Source organism: Bacillus sp. UNC41MFS5, assembly GCF_000686805.1.
Genome location: NZ_JMLP01000030.1, coordinates 15,072 through 39,268, shown reverse-complemented (window position 1 = coordinate 39,268; position 24,197 = coordinate 15,072). Strand labels below are relative to the sequence as shown.

Here is a 24,197-nt window from a genome sequence, read left to right as displayed (position 1 = left end):
GTCATTTTTATTGTTTTAAATACCATACCAAAAATGAATGGTGATGCTTCAATCCCTTTAACGAGACAAATGGCTATGTTCAAAAAACCAAAAATTGCTTTAGCATTATCAATCACCTTCTTTTTAATGACAGGGTACGGAATTCTTTTTACTTATTTATCTCCATTCCTTGTAAAAAATGTAGGAATGAGTGATTCTCTTATAAGCATTACTTTACTTGTTCTTGGAGTTGCAAGCTTATTTGGATCTAAATTAGGTGGATTAAGTGCAGATAAGAGAGGCGTAATTTTTACATTAAAAAGAGGGTTACTTGTAAACGTAACATCTTTAGTCGTGCTTTCATTCCTATCACATTCAATTATTGCTGTATTTGTTTTATTGACAGTCTGGTCATTTGCTGGCTGGTCATCAGGTGCAACTCAGCAATATAATTTAGCAACGCTATCACCTGAATCCTCAGATGTGTTGCTAGGTCTGAACCAATCAATGATGCAATTAGGCTTTGCGGCTGGTGCAGGTTTTGGTGGAATAATTGTGGGGCAAATATCATTGTCTTCCATTACATGGTTCAGTGCGTTAAGTATTGTGTTTGCAAGTATTACAACATTTGGATTATCACGTTTCTTAAATAATAAAAAGGTTGTCAACCAAGATTTTGCGGTACAAAAGCAATCTTGGCAAAATATGGAGTCTTAAATCGTTATCTTTGCTTTTTTGTTTAAACATCAACTTTTCCACAGAACAGAAATTGTTTGTCTTAATGTTTAAAGTAGGATCCTAAATCTGAAAGGAGAATTCTTATTATGGATATTTCACAACAAACCGCGCTCGTTACGGGCGCAAACCGAGGACTTGGTCGACAACTCGCTCTTGAATTGATTTCTCGAGGAGCTACTGTTTATGCTGGGGCGCGTAACCCTGATAGTATCCAACTACCGGGAGCAAAACCATTGCAAATCGATATCACCGATCCTACCTCTGTGGCAGCGGCAGCAGAGGTAGCGGGTGACGTGACTTTGCTGATAAACAATGCTGGGGTGTCGACAGGCGCCTCCCTTATCAATGGTAGTTTGGAGGACATCCACACCGAATTTAATACGCACTTTTTCGGAACTCTTTCTATGGTTCGCGCCTTCGTACCGAAAATCGCCTCGAACGGGGGCGGTACTATTCTAAACATTCTTTCAGTGTTGTCCTGGTTCAGTAGTGTAAATTCAGGAGCATATTCTGCTGCCAAGTCAGCCGAGTGGGCTCTCACCAACGCAATTCGTTTAGATCTGGCTGACCAGAAGGTACGCGTAGCAGGACTTCATGTCGGGTACATGGACACAGACATGACTGCCCACTTGACAGCTCCTAAGTTGAATGCTGCTGATGTAGCTAAGATTGCTATCGATGGAATCCAGGCTGACAGCTATGAGATTCTTGCCGATGATTTGAGTCGAAGGGTTCAGAAAGGTCTGGCTGGAGGAGTCTCGGCTCTATACCCACAGTTCGAATGAGCAATATTGCAGACTGATTGGTACTCTTTTTAAAAGTGAACTGTGAATTTTTATATTACATTTAGAGAAGTGATAATGACATGCGATAAATTTCAAATTATAAATGGGAAATAAGGTGCTTGAAAGGAACAGTAAGAATAAAAAAGAGGTCTGTGATTGAGACACTTATAGTAATGTTGGAGTGGTCAAGACACGTTTATATTTAATGATCATCGAAATAAATAATCGTTGAACTACTCTCGAGATATCCCAAAATAAATGAAGGAAAACACATCTCAAACTACTAAATGTGTTTTCCTTCATTTATTTACTATCAATCTTGTCTTAGGGGGCAAATAAACTCAGGCATATGTGTCAAGAACTAACGGAGCTTTTTTTATTGAGCTCATAAATATTTGGGATTAATTACTTTCCCTAGTTTCAAATTTTGAAAGGTAGTCTTTTAAAAATCCAATTGATCGATTTATATAAATGGTGTCATTATAAAGCTTCGTCATCATAAGAGATCCTTCAACGGTAGAAATAATAATTGTTGTGGATGTTTCCGAATCTATTGTAGAGATTATTTCATTGTTTCTTATCCCAGTTCGAATGATTCGAAGGATCATAGAGTATAGGTCATTCATTGCGTTTCTAGTTGCATCACGTAAGGCGGGGTGTGCATCATCGGACTCGATTGCCGCATTAAGAATTGGGCAGCCGCCAGGAACTGGCTTGTCTTCTGCTAATAACAAAAAGACTTCGAGAAGAGCATTCAATTTTTCGATGGAAGTATTTTTGCTCCTAATTGCTTCTTGAAAGGTTGTGGACATCGTTTTAATAGAAAATGAAAATGCATCCAAAGAAAGTTCTTGTTTGCTTTTAAAGTGATTATAAATCCCTCCTTTTTCCATACCAGTCTTTTTCATAATATCTGTAATGGAAGTTGCCAAGTATCCTTGGGTATTTAGAAGTCCAGAGGCCTTTTCAATAATCATCTGTTTTGTTCGTTCTCCTTTACTCATTTTTAACCCTCATTTTTATTAGAATTTTAAAACCGAACGGTCTTTTTAATGTAAGTATAACTATTATGTAATTTAAATCCTCTTTTTTTATTAGAATATTCTAATCATATTGACGATTTTAACTAAGTTTAGGATACAGAGAAACATGCAAATCCTATGGGAACAATTCATGGAGGAATACTATGTGATTTAGCCGATATGGCAATGGGCGTGGCCTTTTCAAGTTTGTTAGAATTGAATGAGTCCTTTACGACTGTTGAACTTAAAATCAATTATTTGAAACCGATTTGGAATGAAAAAATTACAGCAAAAGGTGAGGTTATAAAGAAGGGAAAGACGATGGGGCTTATCAAGTGCGATGTTTTTGATGAAGGTGGTTCATTAGTTGCCCATGCTTTAAGTACCTGTATGGTCCTTCGTGGTGAAAAATCAGTAGGAAGATAAAAAGTGTCAAGTAGAGATTTTAGAATTAGACAGTGAATTATTTATTATAAAAGCAGAAAAAAGTTCAATCGTCAATTTGAATAAAGCAGGTAAGGTCGGGCTCCATGAACTGGGGAAGGGAGAGTAATTCTTAGTAAGTGATGTGATTATCCCACACTATTATTTCTGTAATTCAGAATTATTTGACTTATATAACATCTAAGTATAGTGCTGATTACGTTTTTACCATGAAATTAAAAAATAATAGTGCCATAGAAAGAAGGTACACTCATTGGTTCAAAAACGACAAGGAATTTACTTTGGCTGGTATATTGTTATTGTAAGTATGATCATTACCATGTTAACAGTAGGGCTTCGCTTGGGGATAGGACCATTTGTATTACCGATGATGGAAGATTTAAATGTAACACGAACATTTATATCAATGATCATTTCTGTGAGTATGATTATGTATGGTGTTGGAATGCCTATCGCGGGTTATTTATGTGGAAAATATAGTACAAAATTTGTTCTTCTGCTGGGGATTGTGATCATTGAGTTATCGGTTTTGGGAACGGTGTTAACAAACAATGTCTGGATTTTTTTCTTGATGTATGGCGTGTTTCTGTCGTTCGGTCTTGCATTTACTAGCCCTGTTGCACTAACTCCGATTATTAGTCGTTGGTTTGTTCGTCAAAGGGGGAAGGCATTGTATTCTCTCTCAACAGGGTCAATGGCTGGGATTGCTATTTTTAATCCGTGGGCTACTTTTATGATTGAGTCCAGTGGTTGGCGAAGTACCTTGTTCATTTTTGCGTTCATTTTTGTCATTTTAATTGTTCCTGCTGCCATTTTGATTTTTAAAGAAGATGTTCCAGAAGGTGCTGATTTAAAAGAGGATTCTTCAAGCACCATGACCTCTACTCATGCATTAACACAAAAGCTCACTTTGCGAGATGCTATTCGCTCAAAAGCGTATTGGCAAATTGTAGCAGGATTATTTGCTTGTGGGTTCAGTATGAACTTACTAGGTACCCATGCAGTTCCGATGTTAATAGATCATCATTTTGCCCCTGCTACTGCTTCATTTGGAGTTGGACTGATTGGGCTTGTTGCAATCTTTAGCACACTTGTTTTAGCCTCAATTGCTGACCGTTTTGCCAAACGTAAGCTACTATTTTTTATTTATTTTATCCGTGGTTTGGGTTTTTTAGGCTTGGTATTTTCACAGAACACGTGGCAACTTTATTTAGTTGCAGCGTTGGGTGGATTAGTATGGGCAGGGAGTATAGCAATGTCTTCCGCTATTTTAGGAGACCTTTTTGGTGTAAGGCAGCTCGGTGTGCTTTACGGATGGGCTTATTTTGGTCATCAAATAGGAGGGGCAATCTCTTCATTTCTTGGTGGGTGGGGCTATGAGGTCTTTGGCACATATGTTTTTTCATTCGGATTAGCCGCATTCATATTAATAAGTGCAGGCATTATTTCATATCTAATTCCTGATAAACTCAAGATGAAAAAAATTAAACAAGATAAACTTATAAGTAATAGCTCAACATCTTCTTAAATATATGGAAAGCTCTTCTATGTCCGATATGGCAATGGGAGTAGCCTTTTCAACTTAAAATCAATTATTTGAAACTGATTTGGAATGAAAAAATTACAGCAAAAGGTGAGGTTATAAAAAAAGGAAAGACAATTGGGCTAATCAAGTGCGATGTTTTTGATGAAGGTGGTTCATTAGTAGCCCATGCTTTAAGTACCTGTATGGTCCTTCGTGGTGAAAAATCAATTGGAAGATAAAAAAGTGCCAAGTAGAGATTTTAGAATTGGACGGTGAATTATATATTAAAGCGGAAAAAAGTTCTAACGTCGATTTGAATAAAGCAGGCAAGCTCGGTCTCAAATGAACTGGGAAGAGGAGAGTAATTCTGCTCTTATTGGCTTGACACTTACCTACTAGTAAGTTAAAATACAGTAGTGGAAATTGAAATACACAAATTTTAGGCCTGGCACTAAAACTTATTCCGGAAAAGAGTTATGTTGCCATAAGTTTTGATGATTTCTCCAAACAGCAGGGGGTAAATAAGGCAAGCATTCACTATCATTTTGAAAAAATAGAAGATTTCGGAGTTGCCGTTACCGATAAATCATTAGCTTATACATTTCTGTCATGGATAGAAGGTACTTTGCAAGATTAACGCATGTTAGTAAAGGATGTATGATCTCAAGTTCTGAATCAAATAAACCGTCTTTTTAAAAATTAAAAGGCGGTTTTTCTAGGAATATAACTTACCAACTAGTAAGTAAAATAAAATTGAGAAAGTAGGAATTTCTAAAATGAAAAGAATGCTTTGGGTTTATCTTATAATGTCCTGCTGTGCAACATTTATTACACCGTTATTTCCTTTGTACAGTGAACATTATCAATTGAATAGTCTGCAAATTACGATTTTGTTTGCCGTTTATGCCGCTATCCTACTGCCGACCCTGTTTGTTGTAGGAGCCAAAGGGAGCGCCTGGGGATTGAAGAGGGTGCTTCGCAGCAGTATATGGATTTCTATTGCCTCTACATTGCTCTTTCTAGGCAGTTTTGATGTTTGGATGCTCTATGCTGCAAGAATATTGGAAGGTATTGCATATGGCTCTTTTACAGGTACTGCCGCTGCATTTTTAATAAAACAAATCTCTCCTAATAAAGTAAGTACAGCTATTAAGTTATCAGGAGCAACGGTACTCATCGGATTTGGCCTAGGTCCAGCTATTGCTGGTTTAATTTTGCAATATTTACATCTGCAGCCGCTTAGAGTACCATTCTGGTTTTTACTTGTAATGTTAATTACTTCTTTAGTAATTCTGGAAACTCTTCCTAAGCATGAGGATTCCCTCATGCAGAAACCGGCTAAGACTAAGATATCACTTGGAGTGCCTAATAGTATTCGTTCACATTTTTGGTCATTTGCTGCACTGCCGATCTTTACTGTTTTCACAATTCAAGGAATTGCGTTATCCCTAATACCTTCTTTCGTCAGAAATGTCATTCACACTTCAAATCTTGCCTTTTCAGGGATTATAATCTTGTTGCTTCTTGGAGGAGGGGCTTTGGCTCAGTTCGTTCCTTGGCCGAGTCATCCAGTCTCACGGATGCGCTTTGGAATCTTACTACTTGCTATTGGATCATGGGGCATTGTATTTTCTGGTCTGACAGCGAATTTATTTTTGGTATGGGCCAGCATATTCATTCAAGCAATTGGCGGTGGGTGGACGTTTCAAGTTGCTTTAAGGTTTGCCAGCCAGTTGCCGAAACCGGAAGAACGTCCGCGAGTCATTTCGGCATTTTATTTATGCGCCTACTCCGGATTCATAATTCCTCCTATTGGAGTCGGAGTGCTGACTCAATTTTTTAGCTTGAACTTCTCATTGATTATGCTAAATTTGTTTGCTGCGGTAATTGTTATCTATGTGTTGATTTATTCAATCAGATTTAATCGTTATTATTCTAAATACTCTAAAGTTGCATCAACAGAGAAATCCATGCAAGATTTTATAAATTGTCACAATAAAATGGAAGTAATGCTGGAAATTTTAAGAGAGAATGTAAAAATCCACGGCTCAGAGAGCATACAAGCCCAAATTGCGAATGAAAATTTCCAAGCAGCGAATCAAATATTACAGTTACTAAATGAATTCACTAAAATAGAATTCAATTCAAATGCGGAGCAAATTATGGAATCTTCAAAATCACTAGTTGTAAATATAAAGGAAAATTTCGGGAGGAAATATTAAAGAGCAACAAATTATTAAATTCAAAAAGCAAAAAGTTATTGATCGATCGCTGTCAAGTTTTGTCATCAAAGCGGAGGAGCGGATCTGAATAAATAAAAAGGGAGAAATGATTACGATGAGTAAAGTATGGTTTATTACAGGAACTTCGTCAGGATTCGGACGGCAATTTGTGCAGCAGCTGCTTCAAGCAGGAGACAAAGTGGTCGCAACGGCACGCAAACTTGAATCTATTCAGGATTTTAAAGAACTGGCACCGGATCGTGTTCACCTATCAGCTTTGGACGTGACAAATAAGGCGCAAATTCAATCCGCCGTTCAAGAAGCCGTTGACGTTTTCGGGAAAATAGATATTGTGGTGAATAATGCCGGATACGGACTGTTCGGAATGATGGAGGAGTATACGGATGAACAAATCCGGAAGCAGTTCGACGTCAACGTGTTCGGTGTACTAGATGTCATCCGAGCAACACTCCCCGTCTTTAAACGTCAAGGATCGGGCCATTACGTTAATTTTTCATCCTTCTTCGGAACTTGGTCCATGCCTCCGTACAGTATATACGCTGCATCCAAGTTTGCAGTTGAAGGCTTCTCCGAAGCGTTCGCGCAAGAGTTCGCAGGTTTCGGGATCAAGACGACAATCGTGGAGCCTTCCGTGTACGCAACAGAGTTTTTTGGCGAATCGATGCAGCATACCGAGAAGAAACAAGAATATGCTCCGCTATATGAAGCATACAAGAAAGGTATGTCGAACATCAAGACCGGCGACCCAGCAAAAGCAGTGGAACTGATTATTTCCGTTATAAAAAGCGACAATTCGCCGCTTCGTTTGGCAGTTGGATCTCAAGCTGCATATACGATTCGCGAAGCTTATACCAAACGGCTTGAAGAAGTCAACACATGGTTTGAGCGGTCGACTGAAGCTGACTAATTGAATAAAAGGCTGAAAACACAAGCGGCGGTCTTAGACTTTCTTTTTAGGGTCATTTACCCGTCGCTGTTTCTTTGTTATGGATCATTCTAAAAACATTAATTTCGTGAGACAACACCTTATGTTTCGACCAATGCCGCGAACGATTGGTAATGAATTAATCATTGCAATAATACTCAATACTTACCTACTAGTAGATTAATGCCAACAAAAGGCAGTAACATTGAAAGTAGAACACAAACGTTAGCCCGCATATTACATGCTATTGAAAAATACTGCTACTATTTATTACGGGCGGATGGGGGTTCAGACATACATGGGGATCGTTTAATAAAAAATTTAAGGATGGTTAAAATGTCAAACTTACAATTCGCTGAATTATGCGTAAAACGTGCCGGCCTCACAAGAAACCTGCCAAAAGGAAAAGAAGATCTTCAATGGGTTTCCAATACTGCTACTTTAATTTATGGAGAAAAAGACGCAGTTTTAGTGGATACTTTTACTACAATTGAACAAAACCAAAAATTGATTGATTGGATAAAGTCTTTTGATCGTAACTTGAAATATGTCTATATCACGCATGGTCACGGGGATCATTTCTTTGGAATCAAACAAATAAAAGAGGCATTTCCAAATGTCAAAGCACTAGCAACAAAAGGATCTGTTGAAGTGAGTTATATACAAGGAAGTCCAAAACAAATTGAAAGTTTTTGGGGGGAATTATTCCCTAATCAAATTCCTCAACCCCAAGTTTTTCCTGAGGGAATCGATTCAAATTCTTTTGAACTTGAAGGACATAGGTTAGAAATTATTGAAGCTGGATTTACGGATACAGCAAATACAACATTATTATGGATTCCAGATATTGAATTACTGGTAGCAGGTGATGTTGTTTACAACGGAATCCATCAGCATCTAGCTGAAACAACAGAGAGTTCTCGACTTGAATGGATCCTAGCGATCGATGGCTTGAAAGAATTAAATTCTAAATTTGTTATTGCGGGTCATAAAGTCCCTGAAAATGATAATAACCCAAAAATTTTGGATGAAACTAAACAATATCTGTTAGACTTTATTCGTTTGGATAAAGAAACAGACAACGTTTTAGATTTATACAATGCAATGCTTGATCTTTATCCAAATCGAGTAAACCCTGGAGCGCTTTGGGGTTCAGCAAATGCTGTCAAAGCTTAATTAAAAGGGATCTTCGTTAGTTTTAAAAGCACATTAGCTGTACAATGGCGGTCATAAAAAGAGCCTTTATTTTAAATAAGCTTACAAAGCTCTAGAACCCTTTATTTTGTAAACTAATACTTTCAAACTATTAAATATGATTGAGATGGATAAATCGACAAGAAGTGACTGGGAAACCGCATTGGCAAATAAGTTTCAAGCTGCATATCCCGAAGTCTTCGCAGAAGATGTAATGTTCGAAGCCACAGCTGATACCGGGAGGACATTTTGACCCGTACACGCAATATTTCGACCAATCGAGCAGCGCAGCCATGGAATGGTTCAAGACACATTTGCACGATTGGCAGTAATTTTCAATGAAACTATTTTTCCATTTTATCGCGCTAATTCGCTCGTACAGATTTAATCGTTATTATTCTAGAGTTACATCACAATAATCACGTCATGGGTTTTATTATAAAAATAAGATTTTATAAAAAGGGGAGTGACAACATGTATGAACGGTTTTTGGTTCCAGTTGACGGTTCCGAACATTCCAAACATGCACTGAAATCGGCTAAATGGTTGGCGCAAAACATTGGGATAAATGCCCGTATAACGCTACTTCATATTATTCCTAGTAACAATATTAATGCAGTTGCTTACGGAGTGGATATTGAACAATTGCAAGTAGAGGAAGTTAGGAGGATTTTAGAAGAATCCGCACAAGTCCTTTCAGGGTCATCTATACAATATGATAGCGAATACCATATTGGAGATCCTGCAGAAATGATATGCAAGAAGGCAAAAGAAGGAGATTACGACATGATCGTAATGGGCAGCAGGGGACTTAGCCTCTTTTCAGAACTGCTCGTGGGAAGTGTAAGCCATAAAGTGGTCCAGCATGCGCATTGTGGTGTAATGATTGTAAAGTAAATATGAGGTGATTTATTAAAGCTCATTTTCATTAACGAATCATCTTTCAACTTAAGGAGGAGAATATGAACAACCTACTTGCAAAAATTATTGACGCGCACGGCGGAATTGACCGATGGGAAAAATTTAGTTCACTGACTGCCACGATCGTCACTGGTGGCGGTTTATGGGCAATGAAAGGGCTCGTACAAGATTCCAATCCTCGTGAGATGACGGTCGCGCTACATTCGGAAATCGCATCTGTTACTCCCTTTGGTCAACCGGATTGGCGTACTGCCTTTACCCCCAATCGTATCGCGATTGAGACCCTCTCTGGGGAAACCGTCCGCGAGAAATACGATCCTAGGACCTTGTTTGCTAACCATACGATGAACACACCGTGGGACCCGCTTCATCGAGCATATTTCAACGGGTACGCAATGTGGACATACCTGACAACGCCTTTTTTTATGGTCATGCCAGGATTCGAGGTCAGTGAAATCCCCCCATTGCAAGAGGGCAACGGGCTCTGGCACGGTTTGCGTGTACGGTTTCCCGAACACGTCGCCAGTCATAGCAAGGAGCAAGACTTCTACTTTGGCGATGATTTACTACTACGCAGGCACGACTACCATGTCGATGTTTCAGGTGGCTTTCCAGCGGCGCAATATGTCTACGACTTCATTGAGATCGAAGGGCTTCGTTTCCCGACAAAACGCCGCGCATATCTTCGTGGACCCAATTTGGAGCCAGTTAAGGATCTGCTGCTAGTCTCGATTGATCTCAGCAACTTCCGGTTCAACCCGTGAAGCCATTGACGTCATCATTCCGGGAGCAAAAAGGGCAGAACAAGTCTTGCAAAATCTGAAAACACTAGAAGTCCATTTAACGAATGAAGAAATCCAAGGTATTGACCGATTTTTTCCTAAAATATGATGGCATTTGAAAGCACTCATCTGAGTGCTTTTTCTATTGCTTTTTAAGACAATAGGCATCCGCAATATTTACACAATTTGTCAAATATCAATGATTTTTTTGTGTTTTACATTACAAAATTTCAAATTAATCAATGAGTTTTGTTAAGAACGACAGGACTTTCAATCGGTTTCATTTTCAGCCAAGTCCTCTATCGATTTATCAAGTTTTGCCAGATGCTCTTGGTATTGAAGAGGCTTATGACCATCGAGTTCCCGAAAGCTGCAATAGACGAAAATCGTAAGCATACACGGCAAGCCGGGGTCTCAGTCATTTTACCGATGAAGTGGCGGGATGAAATCAGCCTAATCTTGACACTTACCTACTAGTAAGTTAATATATAATCATGGAGAACAGGAAAACACAAATTATCGATCTGGCACTGAAACTAATTCGTGAAAAAGGCTATGTAGCCATTAGCTATGATGATTTATCCAAACGATTGGGTGTGACGAAAGGTAGCATCCATTATCATTTTGAAAAAAAGGAGGATTTGGGAGTTGCCGTTACTGATCTGGTGCTTCAAAATTTGCAGGACTTTTTATCCTTCATTACGAATTCTAAGCTGACTGTTGAAGAAAAGATCAAGCATTTTTTAGAGAGACAAATTGTCTTAAGCGACGGTGGGATATGCCCGGTTTCATCTCTCCAGTCAGATTATGAATCCCTTCCTGAAAAAGTAAGGCAAAAAGTACGAGAAATCAGTCAGTTAGAAATAACGATTATTAAAAATATTCTTAAGGTAACACTGGTAGAAAGGGGAGCCGAAGAAATTGAATCATTAGCTTTTGCCATCGTGTCATGTATGAAAGGAACAATACAATACGGACGGGTACTGGGAAAGGAGATATTGCAGCAAGCAATGAATGAAATATACCGCCTTTTAAAAGGTTAAAAAGCTTTTTGAAACTGATTTATTTTTGGAAGATACCTACTAATAGGTAAAAAAGGGTTCACCCCATGGCAAACTTGGCCTTTTTTTCATTATATTCATCCGATTGTGTGTGCCCTATCGCAGCATTATTGGCAGATTATAATTATTTGCCTATACTCATGCAACAGAAAGTAAAACGTCTATGTCAAATCGAAATAGATTTTCTATCAGAATTGCTTAAGGACATCAAAAAGGAATGGCGCATTCAAAATACTGACGATCTGTAAGCATTAGCAGTTTTTCTCATTTCAAGCATCAAGGGCGGATTACAATGTAAACGTGTATTAAGAGATGGTTTCTTGTCTAAAATATTTGAACAACTTAAAGCTCTTTTGAAGTAGTTATGCGAAAAAGGAATGACAGGAGAGTGTTTTTGATGGCACGAAGAGTTGTCGTAACAGGATATGGAGTGGTTTCACCGTTAGGAAATACAATTGAAGCGTTCTGGAAGAACATTAAAGAAGGTAATTCAGGCATCAAAAAAATTGAATCTGATGACTATAACAATATTAACACCAAAATTGCAGGTTATATTACCGACTTTGCCGCAGAGCAATATATGGATAAAAAAGAACAGGAGAAATATGACTTATTCATACAGTATGCTGTTGCTGCTGCTCAACAAGCTTTAGAACAGGCGAATCTAGATTTACAAAATGTTAATAAGGATCGATTAGGGGTTTATATTGGTTCCGGTATTGGAGGAATTAATACTACATTAGAAAATCATAAAGCATTTCTTGAAAGGGGACCAAGAAAAGTTTCTCCATTTATGGTTCCAATGATGATCAGTAATATGTCGTCAGGAATAATATCTATCAAAACAGGTTTTAAAGGACCTAGCTTTTCACCTGTTTCTGCTTGTGCAACAGGGAATCAAGCAATTGGAGAAGCTTTTTTAAATATTAGACATGGTTATGCTGATGGCATATTAGCTGGAGGGGCTGAAGCTCCTATTAATCCACTAGCTTTTGCTGGATTCTCAAGAATGAGAGCAATGTCTACTCTTAATGATTTTCCAGAAAAGGCAAGTCGCCCATTTGACAAAGGGCGTGATGGCTTTGTCATGTCTGAAGGAGCGGGTGTTTTATTCCTGGAAGAATATGAACATGCGAAGGAAAGAGGAGCGACAATTTTAGGAGAAATCGTAGGTTATGGCTCCACAACAGATGCATACCATATTACTTCCCCTGACTACAATGGGGCCGCAAATGCCATGAAATTGGCTTTATATATGGGGAATATTGGATTGACGGATGTGGATTATATAAATGCACATGGTACAAGTACCCCTGAAGGAGATAAATCAGAGACCAAAGCGATTAAAAGTGTTTTCGGTACTCATGCTTATAACTTAAAGGTAAGTTCCACAAAATCAATGACTGGGCACCTTTTTGGAGCAGCAGGTGGGATTGAGGCTGTAATAACCCTCAAAAGTATCATGGAAGATATAGCTCCTCCAACTATTAATTTTGAAATACCAGATGAAGAGTGTGATTTAGATTATGTTCCAAACCATGCAGTTAACATGAAAATAAACTATGCTATTTCTAATGGTTTTGGTTTTGGAGGACACAATGCAGTGTTGGCATTTAAGAAATTTTCGATATAAAGTGAACGGAAGAAAAGGAATAATCGATAGGTGATGAAGGAGCAAATGTAAACCAACCAATGAAATTTTTTTAAAAAAGGAAGTTTAATATGTTTAAATTAATTTCAACTGGAATTTGTTGTATTGTCGTTACTATTACACTAGCCGGTTTTTCGCTATCTATGTATAATACTGCTAAGCAAAATTCCCTAGTGGAGAAACAGCATAAAGGGAAGCAAGTCAATGAGCAAAAGCAAGCCCATTATAATTTTCAAAATAATCGTACAGTGGTTGTTTCAAATCCTGAAAGCATTCCCGTGCTGGTGAACAAACAAAATAAACTGCCTGCCGGCTATGTGCCCAAGGACCTTGTTTTTACCCAAATACCGTTTGTTCCTTCGCCGGCTAATTCAGAAAAACACGAAATGAGAAATGAAGCTGCAGCTGCTATAAAAAAACTTTTTGATGCTGCGAAAGCACAGGGTGTGAATTTATTAGGAGTTTCGGCTTACAGATCGGAAAAGACACAAATTTCTCTTTTTAATACTTATGTTAATAGGGATGGTTATCTAAAAGCGAGAACCTATAGCGCCCTTCCTGGGACAAGCGAGCATGAAACTGGACTGGCCATCGATGTGACAGAAGGAGATGGCAAATGCGCGGCAGCTGATTGCTTCAGTGACAGTACTGAGGCCAAATGGCTGCAGGAGCATGCAGCGGATTACGGTTTCATCATCCGCTATCCAAAAGGGAAAGAAGCCGTTACAGGCTATCAATATGAATCATGGCATCTTCGTTATGTCGGCAAAAAACTCGCAAAGGAAATCACGAGCCAAGGCATTACACTAGAAGAATACTACAATGCTGCTAAAGTAAATAACTAAATATTAAATTAGCGGCAGTTGGATTAAGTACTATCCATTCATAAGGAACACGGCGGTGAATATGGTTTAGGTCTAATACTCAAAAGAAATGTTCAACACTGTTGCAGGCAAATAATTGAGACAAGAAAATACCTTCCTATCAAAATGATAGGAAGGCTTTTCTTACATTTGCGAAATATAATAACAACATTGAGGTTATAAACCAAGTACTCTAATTAAATAAGAAAATAAAGACAATAATTTGAAAACGTTGCCTTTTGCTTTTTGATTTTTACCAAATGCGAAAAGGCGTTGAACTAGGCGATAGAGAGAAGGGGAATTATGGAATTAAGGGAATTGGAATACTTTATGGCTATATGTGAGGAATTACATTTCACAAGGGCTGCTGAAAAATTAGGAATTTCACAACCTGCTTTGAGCCGTCAAATGAGAACCCTTGAAGATAAATTAGGAGTCCGTTTATTTGATCGTTTAGGAAAAAAAATCGCCATCACAGAAGCTGGTGAAATTCTACGAGAACAATCTGGAAATATATTCTCCAATATAAATAGTGTTTATGAACAAATGGAAGAACTTCAAAATGTAAAAAAAGGAAAACTAATCATTGGGGCAATGTCGGAAGAGTTAAGTCAGCTTGCATCCGTCGTTTTCTTAGAACTTCATCGCAAGTGGCCCCATGTGCAAACAAAGATTTTTATGTCAGATAACATTGAAGAAAAGGTTTTTAGAAATGAAATTGATATAGCTTTGACACTCATGCCTGTAGAGAATGAAAAGTTAACGAATATCCTTTTATATATTGAAGAATATTTTTTGGCGGTTTCAGATGACCATCCATTGGCAGATAGGGATATAGTGGAGTTGGAAGAGATAAGGGACCTATCACTTGTATTATGTCCAATAAACCACACGTGCCGGAAGTTAATTGATGCTGCCTTTGCCTCTGTGGGATTTGCCATTCAGCCAATCATCGAATTAACTGAGGTAAAATCTATATTGAGTTTAGTGAAAGCAGGTATTGGAGCAACCATTCTTCCCAGAACACTTCTCGATTCGGAGAATGATGGAACCCTAAAGGTAATTAAAATAGAAAACCCAGCTATTTGTAAGGAAATCGCCATTGTACATCATAAAGAAAAGTATATTGGATCTGCTGCAAGAAGTTTTATAGACTTGATGGTTGCTTATGTGGAAAAGACAAAACTGAATGAGAGAGTGTATCCTGAAAATACTTTCCTTACTTTCTGAAGAATTTTCCCTTTTTAAAAAACCTTCCCCATTCCATCAAGCGGAATGGGGAAGGGAGTAGAGTAGATTTTGGTCAAAGTGATAATCTTTAACGTTGATTATTAGGTAATTTTAAACGATGGACACTGCCGCCCTGTGTGCCGACAAACAAATATTCTTCGTCTGGTGATAGTTCAAGGGCAGTCGCATTTCTGTTATCGAGGCCCTCGGATACATTAGTCCATGTTTCCCCGCCGTCCTCACTCATTAACACACCGCGACCTTGCTTACGGAGATCCTTTTTATTAAAGGAACCAGTGGCTGCATAGACGACTTTAGGGTTACTAGGGGAAACGATGATATCATTGACATATATTTCGAGCTCATCAGCACCCTTTGCTGTTTCTAATGTTTTCCCGCCATCTGTGCTGACATACAAATGGTTTCCTCCGACCACTAAATGGTCCGGATTGTGTGAGTCGATCGCAATCCTGCTTACAGGAACGTTTTGAATTTTTTGGAATGATTGTCCCATGTCTTTGGACAGGAATAGCCCGTCATTTCCGCCTGCCCAAATCCGGTTAGGATCTTTAGGATCACCGGCTAAAGCTATAAACTTGTGTTCTTGCTTAAGCTTTTTCCAATTCTCTCCACCATCTTGGCTAATTAACACACCATACTCATTTACGTTTGAATATGTGATCATGATTTGATTTGAGTTGGCTGGGTGAATCTGCATGGCAAGGGCGAATCCTCCATTTTCAAATTTCAAATCCCAGTTTTCCCCACCATCTTTGCTTCGGTATACTTGACTAACCCCAGTCCAACCACTATAGCGTATCTTGTAAGAGACATTTGGTTCTGTTGGGGACGTTGCAATATGATACACTTGTTCTCCATCTCTTCCTTCGCCTTCAGCCGCTCCCCACTCGAATGTTGCGGAATCAACCTTGTTTTGAACTGGTAACACTTTCCGGTACGTTCCTGATTCAGTCCCGGCAAGTAACTGGTATCCTTTGGAGTTTCGGGAAATAGCCAGGCCATAAACCGTTGCTCCAGGAATACCGATCCGTTTATATGTTTCACCTTTATCCTGTGTTCCATATATCCCTGCCTGAGTAGAAGAAACATAAACTGGGCGCATCGCTTTAGGAGAAGATTTTGGTCCTAAGGCGAAATCGAGTTCATAGGAGTTATACCCAGGAAGCGGTTTTTTCCAAGTTTCCCATGTTGTTCCGTTATCGTGACTCACCAATATTCCATCATAGCCAGTCCCTACATAAATATCTCCATCCAGAATCTCTAAGTGAGATACATTATTAAATGGTATTTGAGAGTGAGTAAGTTCTTTCCAATCTTTACCTTTGTTATAGGAAGCGTACAATCCGCCACCAAATGTACTGGCAATTAGTATATCTTGATTGCCTACTACATCCTTTGTACTACTAAAAGGCGGCTGAAACAATTTCTCAGATGTAGGCGAACCAGAGAATACATCTTTCAAAACGTATAAACCTTTGTAGCCTGTTGAAAGGTAAAGGTCGTTATTCAAAAGATGTGCGTCAGTAAGATATGGCCACCATCCAGACAGCTTCTCCCAGTTCATTCCTCTGTCCAAGCTGACATAGACTTCGTTCCTCGTAATAGCAACGAGTTTTTGCCCACTTTCATCAATTTGTAAGTCAGAAACCTCTAGATTTGGAAAAGGTAGAGTGTTCCATGTTTTTCCACCGTCTTTGCTGGCTAATATCTTACCTTGATAAGTTGGATCAAAATAGGACCCATTAATAGGCACATATATATTTTTTTCATTAGTGGGATCAACCACTAGAGCCATTGGTGTTCCTCCAGCCACTGGAAAATTTCCAAACTGATGCCAAGTTTCTGCCCCATCATCCGTTCGGAAAATTGAAGGAGTCGTCTGTATTGTTAATGCGCCTGCAGGTAATACCGTCATGCCCTTAGGATTTTTCAGGTCAAAATTCATCAGGCCTGTATTAGAGTAAGGCCCAACAGCTTTCCAGGGTGAAGCGTTTTCCTTAAGGGCTGGTAATTTTTCCAGAAAACTAGAACCTATTATGGTAGCTTCCTCAGTAGAGGAATTTTTGACTTTGGAACTTGCATCAATCCGATATATTCCCACTTCGCTTGTCTGAATGGGCACCCGCCACCAACGATTATGATCTAAGACAGAAGTCACTTCATTTGTTTTTCCGCTTGGAGTTCGTACTGTCACTTTTGGAGCTTGTGACAAATCAACCGGACTATAAATGAAGGCTTCCGTCTGACTTACTGTGGATGCTACTGGATCGGGAGATGCAGTAATTTGGAGATGCCGTACAGTCAACTGGTATGGCTCCCGCAAATGCTGCGATTCGTTTGCGGATTGGATTTTTCCTTCTATCCATCCGGAAATAACCGTATCCTGATCCGGCCGATTCATGTTGATGTTCACATCAACATTGACCTGTTGACCTGGTTCTATATGAATATGGGAAGGATTCACTGTAACGGTTGCCCCGGATTTAGTATCGTCTTTTACTGTGAAATCCATATCAACTGGCTTTTCTCCGTGATTGTTCAAAGATAAGGAAGCGCTTCTATGAATCTCAGAATCTTTTATATCAGCTATTCCCAAATTTAATCCATTAGGAGAGGCGACCACATCGGTTTCCGCCGCAGCCTTAATATCCAATCTTCCAGCCCCTTGTGTAAGCACATCATAGGATGCCAGCGGTTTCGCGGTTTCTTTTAAAGCGCTGGAAATCTCGCTGGCTTTCCATGACGGCTTGAGTTGTTTCAGGAGGGCAGCTGCTCCCGCCACATGAGGGGCTGCCATGCTTGTCCCGCTCAATCTTGTGTAACCGGAATCATCATCTTGTTTCTTGATGTACGTCGAATTGATTTCAACACCTGGAGCGACTAAGTCAGGCTTTGCTCGAAAGTCGGAATTACCACGTGAACTAAAGTTAGCTATTTGATCCGTTACGTCTTTTCCTGTAATCGTGATTTTAACAGGTCCCTTGGCCAAGGTGGACTTTAATTTCCCAGCTTTTGTTTCGTCAATTCTCATCGCGATCAACGATTCCAACCGGCCGTCCATGGATGAACCTGTCAGGAATTCATGTTGTGCTTGTAACTCTCCAGGTAAGTTGGATGTATATTGAGATGGAATCGTTTCTCCTATTTTAAAAACAGGACCATTTTCGAGAGGCTCGAAAAAGAGCGCAGCGTCGGCCCCTTTTTCTTGAGCTGTAATCCCCGCTGTATAGTATTGCTGTGAATCTGCCAATAAAGGCAATTGAATTAGAACAATCTTTCCTTTTACATCTAATCCTTCGTAGTTTTCCACTCCTCCTTCTCCAACGTCTACCAGCTCGCGGGTGGTGGCTCCTTCAGGAGGATTTGCTGTAAATCCAAGGCGGGTAACGGACAAATCCTCTTCAAGCGGGGCAACCATTTTCGCGGCAGGCACTTTGATACCGCTTGCACTAGCACCAACAGCAAGTACTCCCTCTGCAATAGCAGGAGCACCAATCGTTCCATATGCTGGACCTGAATTCCCGGCTGCGGCTACAACAACTACACCGGCATCAACTGCATTTTGGGCGACTTTGGAGAGGGGATCACTGCCATCGCCGGGACCACTTAGACTCATATTAATGACATCTGCCGGGAATGGATTGTCTGGCGAAATAGAAGCTTCTATTCCGGCAATGATATCGGATTCATCTCCTATTCCATTTTCGTTTAGGACTTTATAGGCTGTTATCGAGGCATCAGGTGCCACGCCGGTCACATTTCCATGCGCCGCAATGATTCCAGCGACATGGGTGCCATGGCCTTGGTCGTCGATCGGATCGTTATCATGATTAACAAAATCATATCCTCCGACAACTTTATGTCCTGGCCCGAATCCCACTCCTAGGTCCGGGTGATCATAGTCCACACCAGTGTCAATCACCGCGACCGTCACTCCCTTTCCTGTAACTCCTTGATTTTCTTGGTCGTGCTTGGACCAAACGTCAGGAGCACCAATCAAAGGAACGCTGTTGGCTAAGTCTGCGTGATATTCCTGATCCGGATAAACCGCTTTTACGCCTGGAAGGGAACGCAGTTCATCCACTTTGTTTTTGGGAATTTGTAATGCCATCCCGTTAAGGGTAAACGTATACTCATGAGACTTGTTGAATGGAATCCTTTTTTCATTTAATGCTTGTAACATTTTGCCGTGTACCTGTTTCAAGCTCTCGGTTTGTTCTTTCAACTTATTTACCGTTGATTTGGAAGCGGCTCCTATCATTTCTGACTTCGGCAGGGCTCGAATCACAGGTGCGCCGTCCATTTCGACAATAACCCGTGTCATTGCTTCATTGGCAGTGATTCCCTGTGCTAAACCGGTTGGAGCTACAAAAGGAAATTTAGCACTGGAGAATACTAGGGTTGAAGTGAAAAGCCAAGTTGCTGTCCTCCCATTAAACCACTGATTTCTTTTTTTCATCTAATGTATCACCTCTAATATGTATTGCATTTAAGGATAGTAAAATTAAACTGTTATTAACATTGGTAAAATTAAGACTATTCTAAATGCTAAGGTTATTATATGGCGATATTTTTTTTTGGTAAATGACATCCTTGTTATGATAATGATTCATTTCAGTTATCGATAAAGAGTAGAAGGAGGGATTGAATCAATTTTGGATTTATTTGATCCTATAGAAGGTTGGAAGAAGGGAAATAGAATAACGGCAGAAAATATACAAAAAAAACCTATCCTTTTTCTATTAAAGGGTTCCGTTTGGGGGTGCAAAACGATAAATTGACACATGAAATGGCATAAGAACTGACTATGCCATTTTTCTTTTTATATAAAGGCTTTTTTAACTTTTTATAGTGAATTGACAACCTAAAGGATGTAATTATTTTATAGGACAATGTTGTTGTACTCTAAAAAATAGTTGTCAATTAACGTGTCAAATGATCAGTCAATTTCACTAACATTTTGATATTAAATCATAAAAATTACCTAAGCTTACTCAACAGAAGCAGTATAGCATTCCTGTAGATCGTTAAATATCAGGTTTGAAAAAAATAAAGCCCCTCAGTAAGATACGAGTATAGAGACCAATCTAAACTCAGGGTCTTAAGGAGGAAGCCCTACTATGAATTTTAAAATGCAAGACAAACAAAATCAACTAATAGAAAGAATTTCCGATACACATCTAATTGTTGGTGTGGATATCGCTCAACAACTACACGTTGCTCGAGCTGTTAACTTCCGTGGAATTGTAGTTGGAGATCCTCTTTCATTTGAAAATAATGAAGAGGGGTTCGTAAAACTAGTAAGTTGGATTCAAAACTTACAAAAACTAAAAAAATTAGATTCAACAATAGTTGGTATGGAGCCTACAGGCCATTATTGGATTTACCTATTCAAATGGTTATATAACCAAAACATTGAGGTAGTAACAGTCAATCCCCACTTAGTAAAAAGGAATAAAGAGAATCGTGATAATACCCAATCTAAGAGTGATAAAAAGGATGCGCTCGTTATCACGGATATGGTCAAAAACGGCTACTATTCCTTCATTCGCCCATCATCAGAATCATTTGAGAAACTTAGAGTTCTAATGTCTAATCGTGATGTGGTTGTAAACCGTCTCGTCATGTCTATTAATCAAATAAATCGATGGGTAGATGTTGTCTTTCCAGAGCTGCGGCAAGTGTTTAACGATGTTTCGTGCAAAGGGGCCATAGCAACCCTTCGTTTGTTTCCAACTCCAGCTGAAATATCTTTAATGAAGCCACTAGATGTCATGAGGGGTTGGAAGTCTTTAAATGAAACGACAACCAGGACCCAAGAAGGCTCAATTACTCATCAATCTAGCAAAATCTTCTATTGGAACCGGACAAGCACTTGATGCTTATAAATTCCATTTAGAACAATTATTAGAGGAATATGACCTCGCTGCAAAACAACTCGAAAGAGTTGAACAACAAGTTAAAGATGTCCTCAACAAAATACCATTCGCGAAAAAACTACTTATGATTAAGGGAATAAGTGAAATTTCATTAGCTGGGATACTAGGTGAGTCAGGAGACCTAAGCGGATTCTCTCACGGAAACTCTCTATTACGCCATGCAGGATTGCATCTAGCTGAAGCAAGTTCAGGAAAATGGAAAGGTCAGATTGTCATTTCAAAGCGTGGAAGATCTCGGCTATGGCGATTCCTCTACTAAAATATGGAGTGGCAGCTGACTCCTTTATTTAACTATGCCTTCACGAAGCCAAAATGATCTGGACTCATTTCATTTATCCGAAAATCCAATTAAAAGGGTTATGAAATCCTGCGAATAAGTGAGCATTCGAGAGATAATCGTATCAAACTGAGGGAGTTGAATAAGTTCGCTAAAATAAATGGGAATGTTTGCCTGGAAGAATAGAAGTAATTTTCTGATAAAATTTATTGATATGATTAAAGAGATAGTAAAAGTTGAATAAAAGAAATAGTATTATTAAATGTATTGTTTTGTTGTAAGTTATTTTATTGCTGTTTGGTATACTGACGTTAATAAGATTTACGAATTAAACAATCACTACGATCAGTATTTAGATTATACTCAACATTTTTTTTATGTTAAATATATTTATTCTAATGGAAAAGAGATAATAATAAACCACGATCGAGTCGTTGTATTAATCTATATATTAATACGTTTATTAATAGGTACAAGAAAAGTGATTAAAAATAAAAAGTGGTAAGTATCATATGCAAAAAGGGAGCTTCGCATCACGTCGAAGCTCCTTTTTATTGCGATATTTGACAGGGGTAAGACCAAAAAAAAGGTACCTTTCGTCCAAAAGTGATCATTACTGCGGTGTTCCCGAACTTACTTCGCGTGAAGATTTTTCATCGGATCGGGAACAACTGCCTAAAGATGCACGTTTGCATTAACCCTCTTATTCAGATACCTTTACCAATAACTTACCTGTATTTCCACCAGTGAATAACTGGAAAAAAGCAGATACTGTATTTTCAAACCCCTCAACAATCGTCTCTTGATATTTGATTTTTCCGGCTGAAATCCATTTAGCCATAATCTCGGCACCTTCTGCAAAACGTGATGCATAGTTACTGAAGACAAATCCCTGCATCAATGAGCTAGTAGTCAAAAGTTTAATTTGCACACGTGGACCAATATCAGTCTTAGCTCCATTATACGTTGCGATTTGACCACAAATCGGAATTCTGGCTCCGTGATTAATAAGTTTCATAATCGTGTCGGATACCGTACCACCAACATTGTCGAAATAGACATCAACACCGTTTGGGCATGCATCCTCAATCTGTTTCTCAAAATCCGGCTCCCTATAATTGATTGCGGCCGTGAATCCAAGTTCCTTTGTTAGATACTCACACTTATCATCCGAACCAGCAATCCCTACAGAGCTAGCTCCCTTGATATTTGCAATTTGTCCAACTACCGTACCTACGGCACCCGCTGCACCAGATACGACCACGGTCTCCCCCTCTTTGGGTTTGCCAATGTCAAGCAGTCCAAAGTAGGCAGCTTGTCCTGGCATCCCTAGAACACCGAGATACGTTGTAATAGGTGCGATACTTGGATCGATTTTGCGCAAACTGTCAGCGCTCACGACTTCATATGTTTGCCATCCATAACCGCCGAGTACGATATCACCAACATCGAACACTGGTGATGCAGTCTCAATTACTCGACCTATAACCCCCCCGAGAATAACACCATCGATTGGATATGGAGCTGAGTACGATTTTCCGGCATTCATTCGTTCGCGCATGAATGGATCAACCGAAATGTATAGACTTTGGACAAGCACTTGCTCATTTTGAAGCCCAGGAATTTCTACTTCTTCCATCCGGAAGTTCTCTGCGTTAGCCGTCTCTTCCGGTCTGGATGCCAGCACAATTCGTTTCTTATAGGCTGGGCGTGCTAAACTCATTTTCCACCTCTTTCTGGGTTCTTTACCCACTTTTTTAGTGCAGCATCGATACATAGATCGATATCAGCATACCACACGGTATGTCAAAATCTCACAATATTTTATATAACCTTGTGAATTGAATTTTTCCAATCACTCCTCATAGGGTACTCAGATTCACCCTCAACCATACGGGTTGCCTTTTGCTTTCAGTTAAAATATGTATTAACTTATAAGTTGGAAAAGTGTATTTAAAAGAGAAAATGGAGGAATCAAAATTGGATTCTGCAAAATCGGGTAAGAAACATTATGTACTAAAGTCTACCCCACCCAGAATGAACTTTGCTTGATGACCTGTATGCAAGTAAAAGTATTCTTGGAATTTTATCTCTAACCGATTTATATTAGTACTTTTTTGAGTTATTTTAATTCAAGAATAACTTACTTAAAGAATAATTCAGATTGAATAAGAACAGGGATAGGCAATCTCTTGACATATCATCTCAAATTAAATACAATATTTCTAGAAATACTGAAATAAGAAAATAAGAATTACTGAAAGGAGGTTTCTAACGATGAATGATGATATTGCAGTAAAAGTCTATAAGGCACTAGGTGAATCAACTCGATTACAAATCGTAAAATTACTTGCACAGCAATCAGAGTTAGCTTGCCTGGAAATGGCAAATCAATTAAAAGGTCCTGCCAATTCGACATTAACGCATCATTTAAAACCATTGCTTGATTGCGGATTATTAACAGTTCGCAGAGAAGGAACCTTCAGATATTACAGTTTACAACGAGCAGTACTTGCACAACACGCACCCGCTTTACTTTAATGTTAAAGCGGTATAATTTTACATTTTATTTCAGTATTTATAGAAATATCGAATAA

At 39.0% G+C, this 24,197-nt stretch carries 19 protein-coding genes and 2 pseudogenes; 17 read left to right on the top strand and 4 right to left on the bottom strand.

Going from position 1 to position 24,197, the window contains the following annotated elements; genetic code table 11:
* On the top strand, positions 1 to 696 hold a 696-nt coding region (locus tag BR30_RS37325), incomplete at its 5' end, for an MFS transporter (RefSeq protein WP_035445585.1).
* Between the two features lie 107 nt (positions 697 to 803).
* Entirely contained in the window at positions 804 to 1,502 is a 699-nt protein-coding gene (locus BR30_RS0114465; RefSeq protein ID WP_026565624.1) for an SDR family oxidoreductase, read from the top strand.
* A 401-nt stretch (positions 1,503 to 1,903) separates the two neighbouring features.
* On the opposite strand, the gene BR30_RS0114460 is transcribed toward BR30_RS0114465, so the two are convergent.
* Positions 1,904 to 2,506, bottom strand: a complete 603-nt coding sequence (locus tag BR30_RS0114460; protein WP_026565623.1) for a TetR/AcrR family transcriptional regulator — start codon at positions 2,504 to 2,506, stop codon at positions 1,904 to 1,906.
* A gap of 150 nt (positions 2,507 to 2,656) precedes the next feature.
* On the opposite strand from BR30_RS0114460, the pseudogene BR30_RS33540 reads away from it, so the two are divergent.
* From BR30_RS33540 to BR30_RS37895, 9 genes and pseudogenes are all read left to right on the top strand, one after another.
* Positions 2,657 to 2,950, top strand: a pseudogene (locus tag BR30_RS33540) (PaaI family thioesterase); the annotation flags it as partial.
* A 271-nt stretch (positions 2,951 to 3,221) separates the two neighbouring features.
* Positions 3,222 to 4,496, top strand: coding sequence for an MFS transporter (locus BR30_RS33535; protein WP_197032341.1), 1,275 nt, complete (start codon positions 3,222 to 3,224; stop codon positions 4,494 to 4,496).
* 68 nt (positions 4,497 to 4,564) lie between these two features.
* The gene (locus BR30_RS37900; RefSeq protein ID WP_155928623.1) at positions 4,565 to 4,732 is read left to right on the top strand and encodes a PaaI family thioesterase; all 168 of its coding nucleotides are present in this window, start codon (positions 4,565 to 4,567) and stop codon (positions 4,730 to 4,732) included.
* 537 nt (positions 4,733 to 5,269) lie between these two features.
* Positions 5,270 to 6,715: an MFS transporter gene (locus BR30_RS33525; protein ID WP_081825458.1), complete on the top strand. Its 1,446-nt coding sequence runs from the start codon at positions 5,270 to 5,272 to the stop codon at positions 6,713 to 6,715.
* A gap of 115 nt (positions 6,716 to 6,830) precedes the next feature.
* Positions 6,831 to 7,643: an SDR family NAD(P)-dependent oxidoreductase gene (locus BR30_RS0114435; protein WP_026565622.1), complete on the top strand. Its 813-nt coding sequence runs from the start codon at positions 6,831 to 6,833 to the stop codon at positions 7,641 to 7,643.
* A 201-nt stretch (positions 7,644 to 7,844) separates the two neighbouring features.
* A complete protein-coding gene (locus BR30_RS0114430; RefSeq protein ID WP_197032340.1) occupies positions 7,845 to 8,837 on the top strand; it encodes an MBL fold metallo-hydrolase in 993 nt (330 codons plus the stop codon).
* A 492-nt stretch (positions 8,838 to 9,329) separates the two neighbouring features.
* Positions 9,330 to 9,752 (top strand): universal stress protein, encoded by a 423-nt coding sequence (locus BR30_RS0114425; RefSeq protein ID WP_026565620.1) that lies wholly within the window; start codon positions 9,330 to 9,332, stop codon positions 9,750 to 9,752.
* Positions 9,753 to 9,817: 65 nt separating this feature from the next.
* The gene (locus BR30_RS0114420; protein WP_026565619.1) at positions 9,818 to 10,540 is read left to right on the top strand and encodes a hypothetical protein; all 723 of its coding nucleotides are present in this window, start codon (positions 9,818 to 9,820) and stop codon (positions 10,538 to 10,540) included.
* Positions 10,509 to 10,667, top strand: a complete 159-nt coding sequence (locus BR30_RS37895) for a hypothetical protein (RefSeq protein WP_442852979.1) — start codon at positions 10,509 to 10,511, stop codon at positions 10,665 to 10,667. Before BR30_RS0114420 ends, BR30_RS37895 begins: the two co-directional genes overlap by 32 nt.
* A 161-nt stretch (positions 10,668 to 10,828) precedes the next feature.
* Here BR30_RS37895 and BR30_RS38425 read toward each other — a convergent pair whose 3' ends face one another.
* Positions 10,829 to 10,954 (bottom strand): hypothetical protein, encoded by a 126-nt coding sequence (locus BR30_RS38425; protein ID WP_269320612.1) that lies wholly within the window; start codon positions 10,952 to 10,954, stop codon positions 10,829 to 10,831.
* A gap of 98 nt (positions 10,955 to 11,052) precedes the next feature.
* Here BR30_RS38425 and BR30_RS0114415 point away from each other — a divergent pair, with 98 nt between their 5' ends.
* From BR30_RS0114415 to BR30_RS0114395, 4 genes are all read left to right on the top strand, one after another.
* Positions 11,053 to 11,601, top strand: coding sequence for a TetR/AcrR family transcriptional regulator (locus tag BR30_RS0114415; protein WP_026565618.1), 549 nt, complete (start codon positions 11,053 to 11,055; stop codon positions 11,599 to 11,601).
* Between the two features lie 415 nt (positions 11,602 to 12,016).
* Positions 12,017 to 13,252, top strand: coding sequence for a beta-ketoacyl-ACP synthase II (fabF, locus tag BR30_RS0114405; protein ID WP_026565616.1), 1,236 nt, complete (start codon positions 12,017 to 12,019; stop codon positions 13,250 to 13,252).
* 89 nt (positions 13,253 to 13,341) lie between these two features.
* Positions 13,342 to 14,115 carry a M15 family metallopeptidase gene (locus BR30_RS0114400; RefSeq protein ID WP_026565615.1) on the top strand — a complete coding sequence of 258 codons (774 nt, stop codon included), beginning with the start codon at positions 13,342 to 13,344 and terminating at the stop codon, positions 14,113 to 14,115.
* A 321-nt stretch (positions 14,116 to 14,436) separates the two neighbouring features.
* Positions 14,437 to 15,363 (top strand): LysR family transcriptional regulator, encoded by a 927-nt coding sequence (locus tag BR30_RS0114395; protein ID WP_026565614.1) that lies wholly within the window; start codon positions 14,437 to 14,439, stop codon positions 15,361 to 15,363.
* 88 nt (positions 15,364 to 15,451) lie between these two features.
* Here the strand turns inward: BR30_RS0114395 and BR30_RS0114390 are convergent, their stop codons facing one another.
* Positions 15,452 to 19,843, bottom strand: coding sequence for a S8 family serine peptidase (locus tag BR30_RS0114390; RefSeq protein ID WP_026565613.1), 4,392 nt, complete (start codon positions 19,841 to 19,843; stop codon positions 15,452 to 15,454).
* A gap of 661 nt (positions 19,844 to 20,504) precedes the next feature.
* Here BR30_RS0114390 and BR30_RS33515 point away from each other — a divergent pair.
* Positions 20,505 to 21,579: pseudogene (locus BR30_RS33515) on the top strand (IS110 family transposase); the annotation flags it as partial.
* A 724-nt stretch (positions 21,580 to 22,303) separates the two neighbouring features.
* On the opposite strand, the gene BR30_RS0114375 reads toward BR30_RS33515, so the two are convergent.
* Positions 22,304 to 23,323, bottom strand: coding sequence for an NADP-dependent oxidoreductase (locus tag BR30_RS0114375; protein ID WP_026565612.1), 1,020 nt, complete (start codon positions 23,321 to 23,323; stop codon positions 22,304 to 22,306).
* 554 nt (positions 23,324 to 23,877) lie between these two features.
* Here BR30_RS0114375 and BR30_RS0114370 point away from each other — a divergent pair.
* Entirely contained in the window at positions 23,878 to 24,141 is a 264-nt protein-coding gene (locus BR30_RS0114370) for an ArsR/SmtB family transcription factor (RefSeq protein WP_026565611.1), read from the top strand.
* Positions 24,142 to 24,197: the final 56 nt, after the last annotated feature.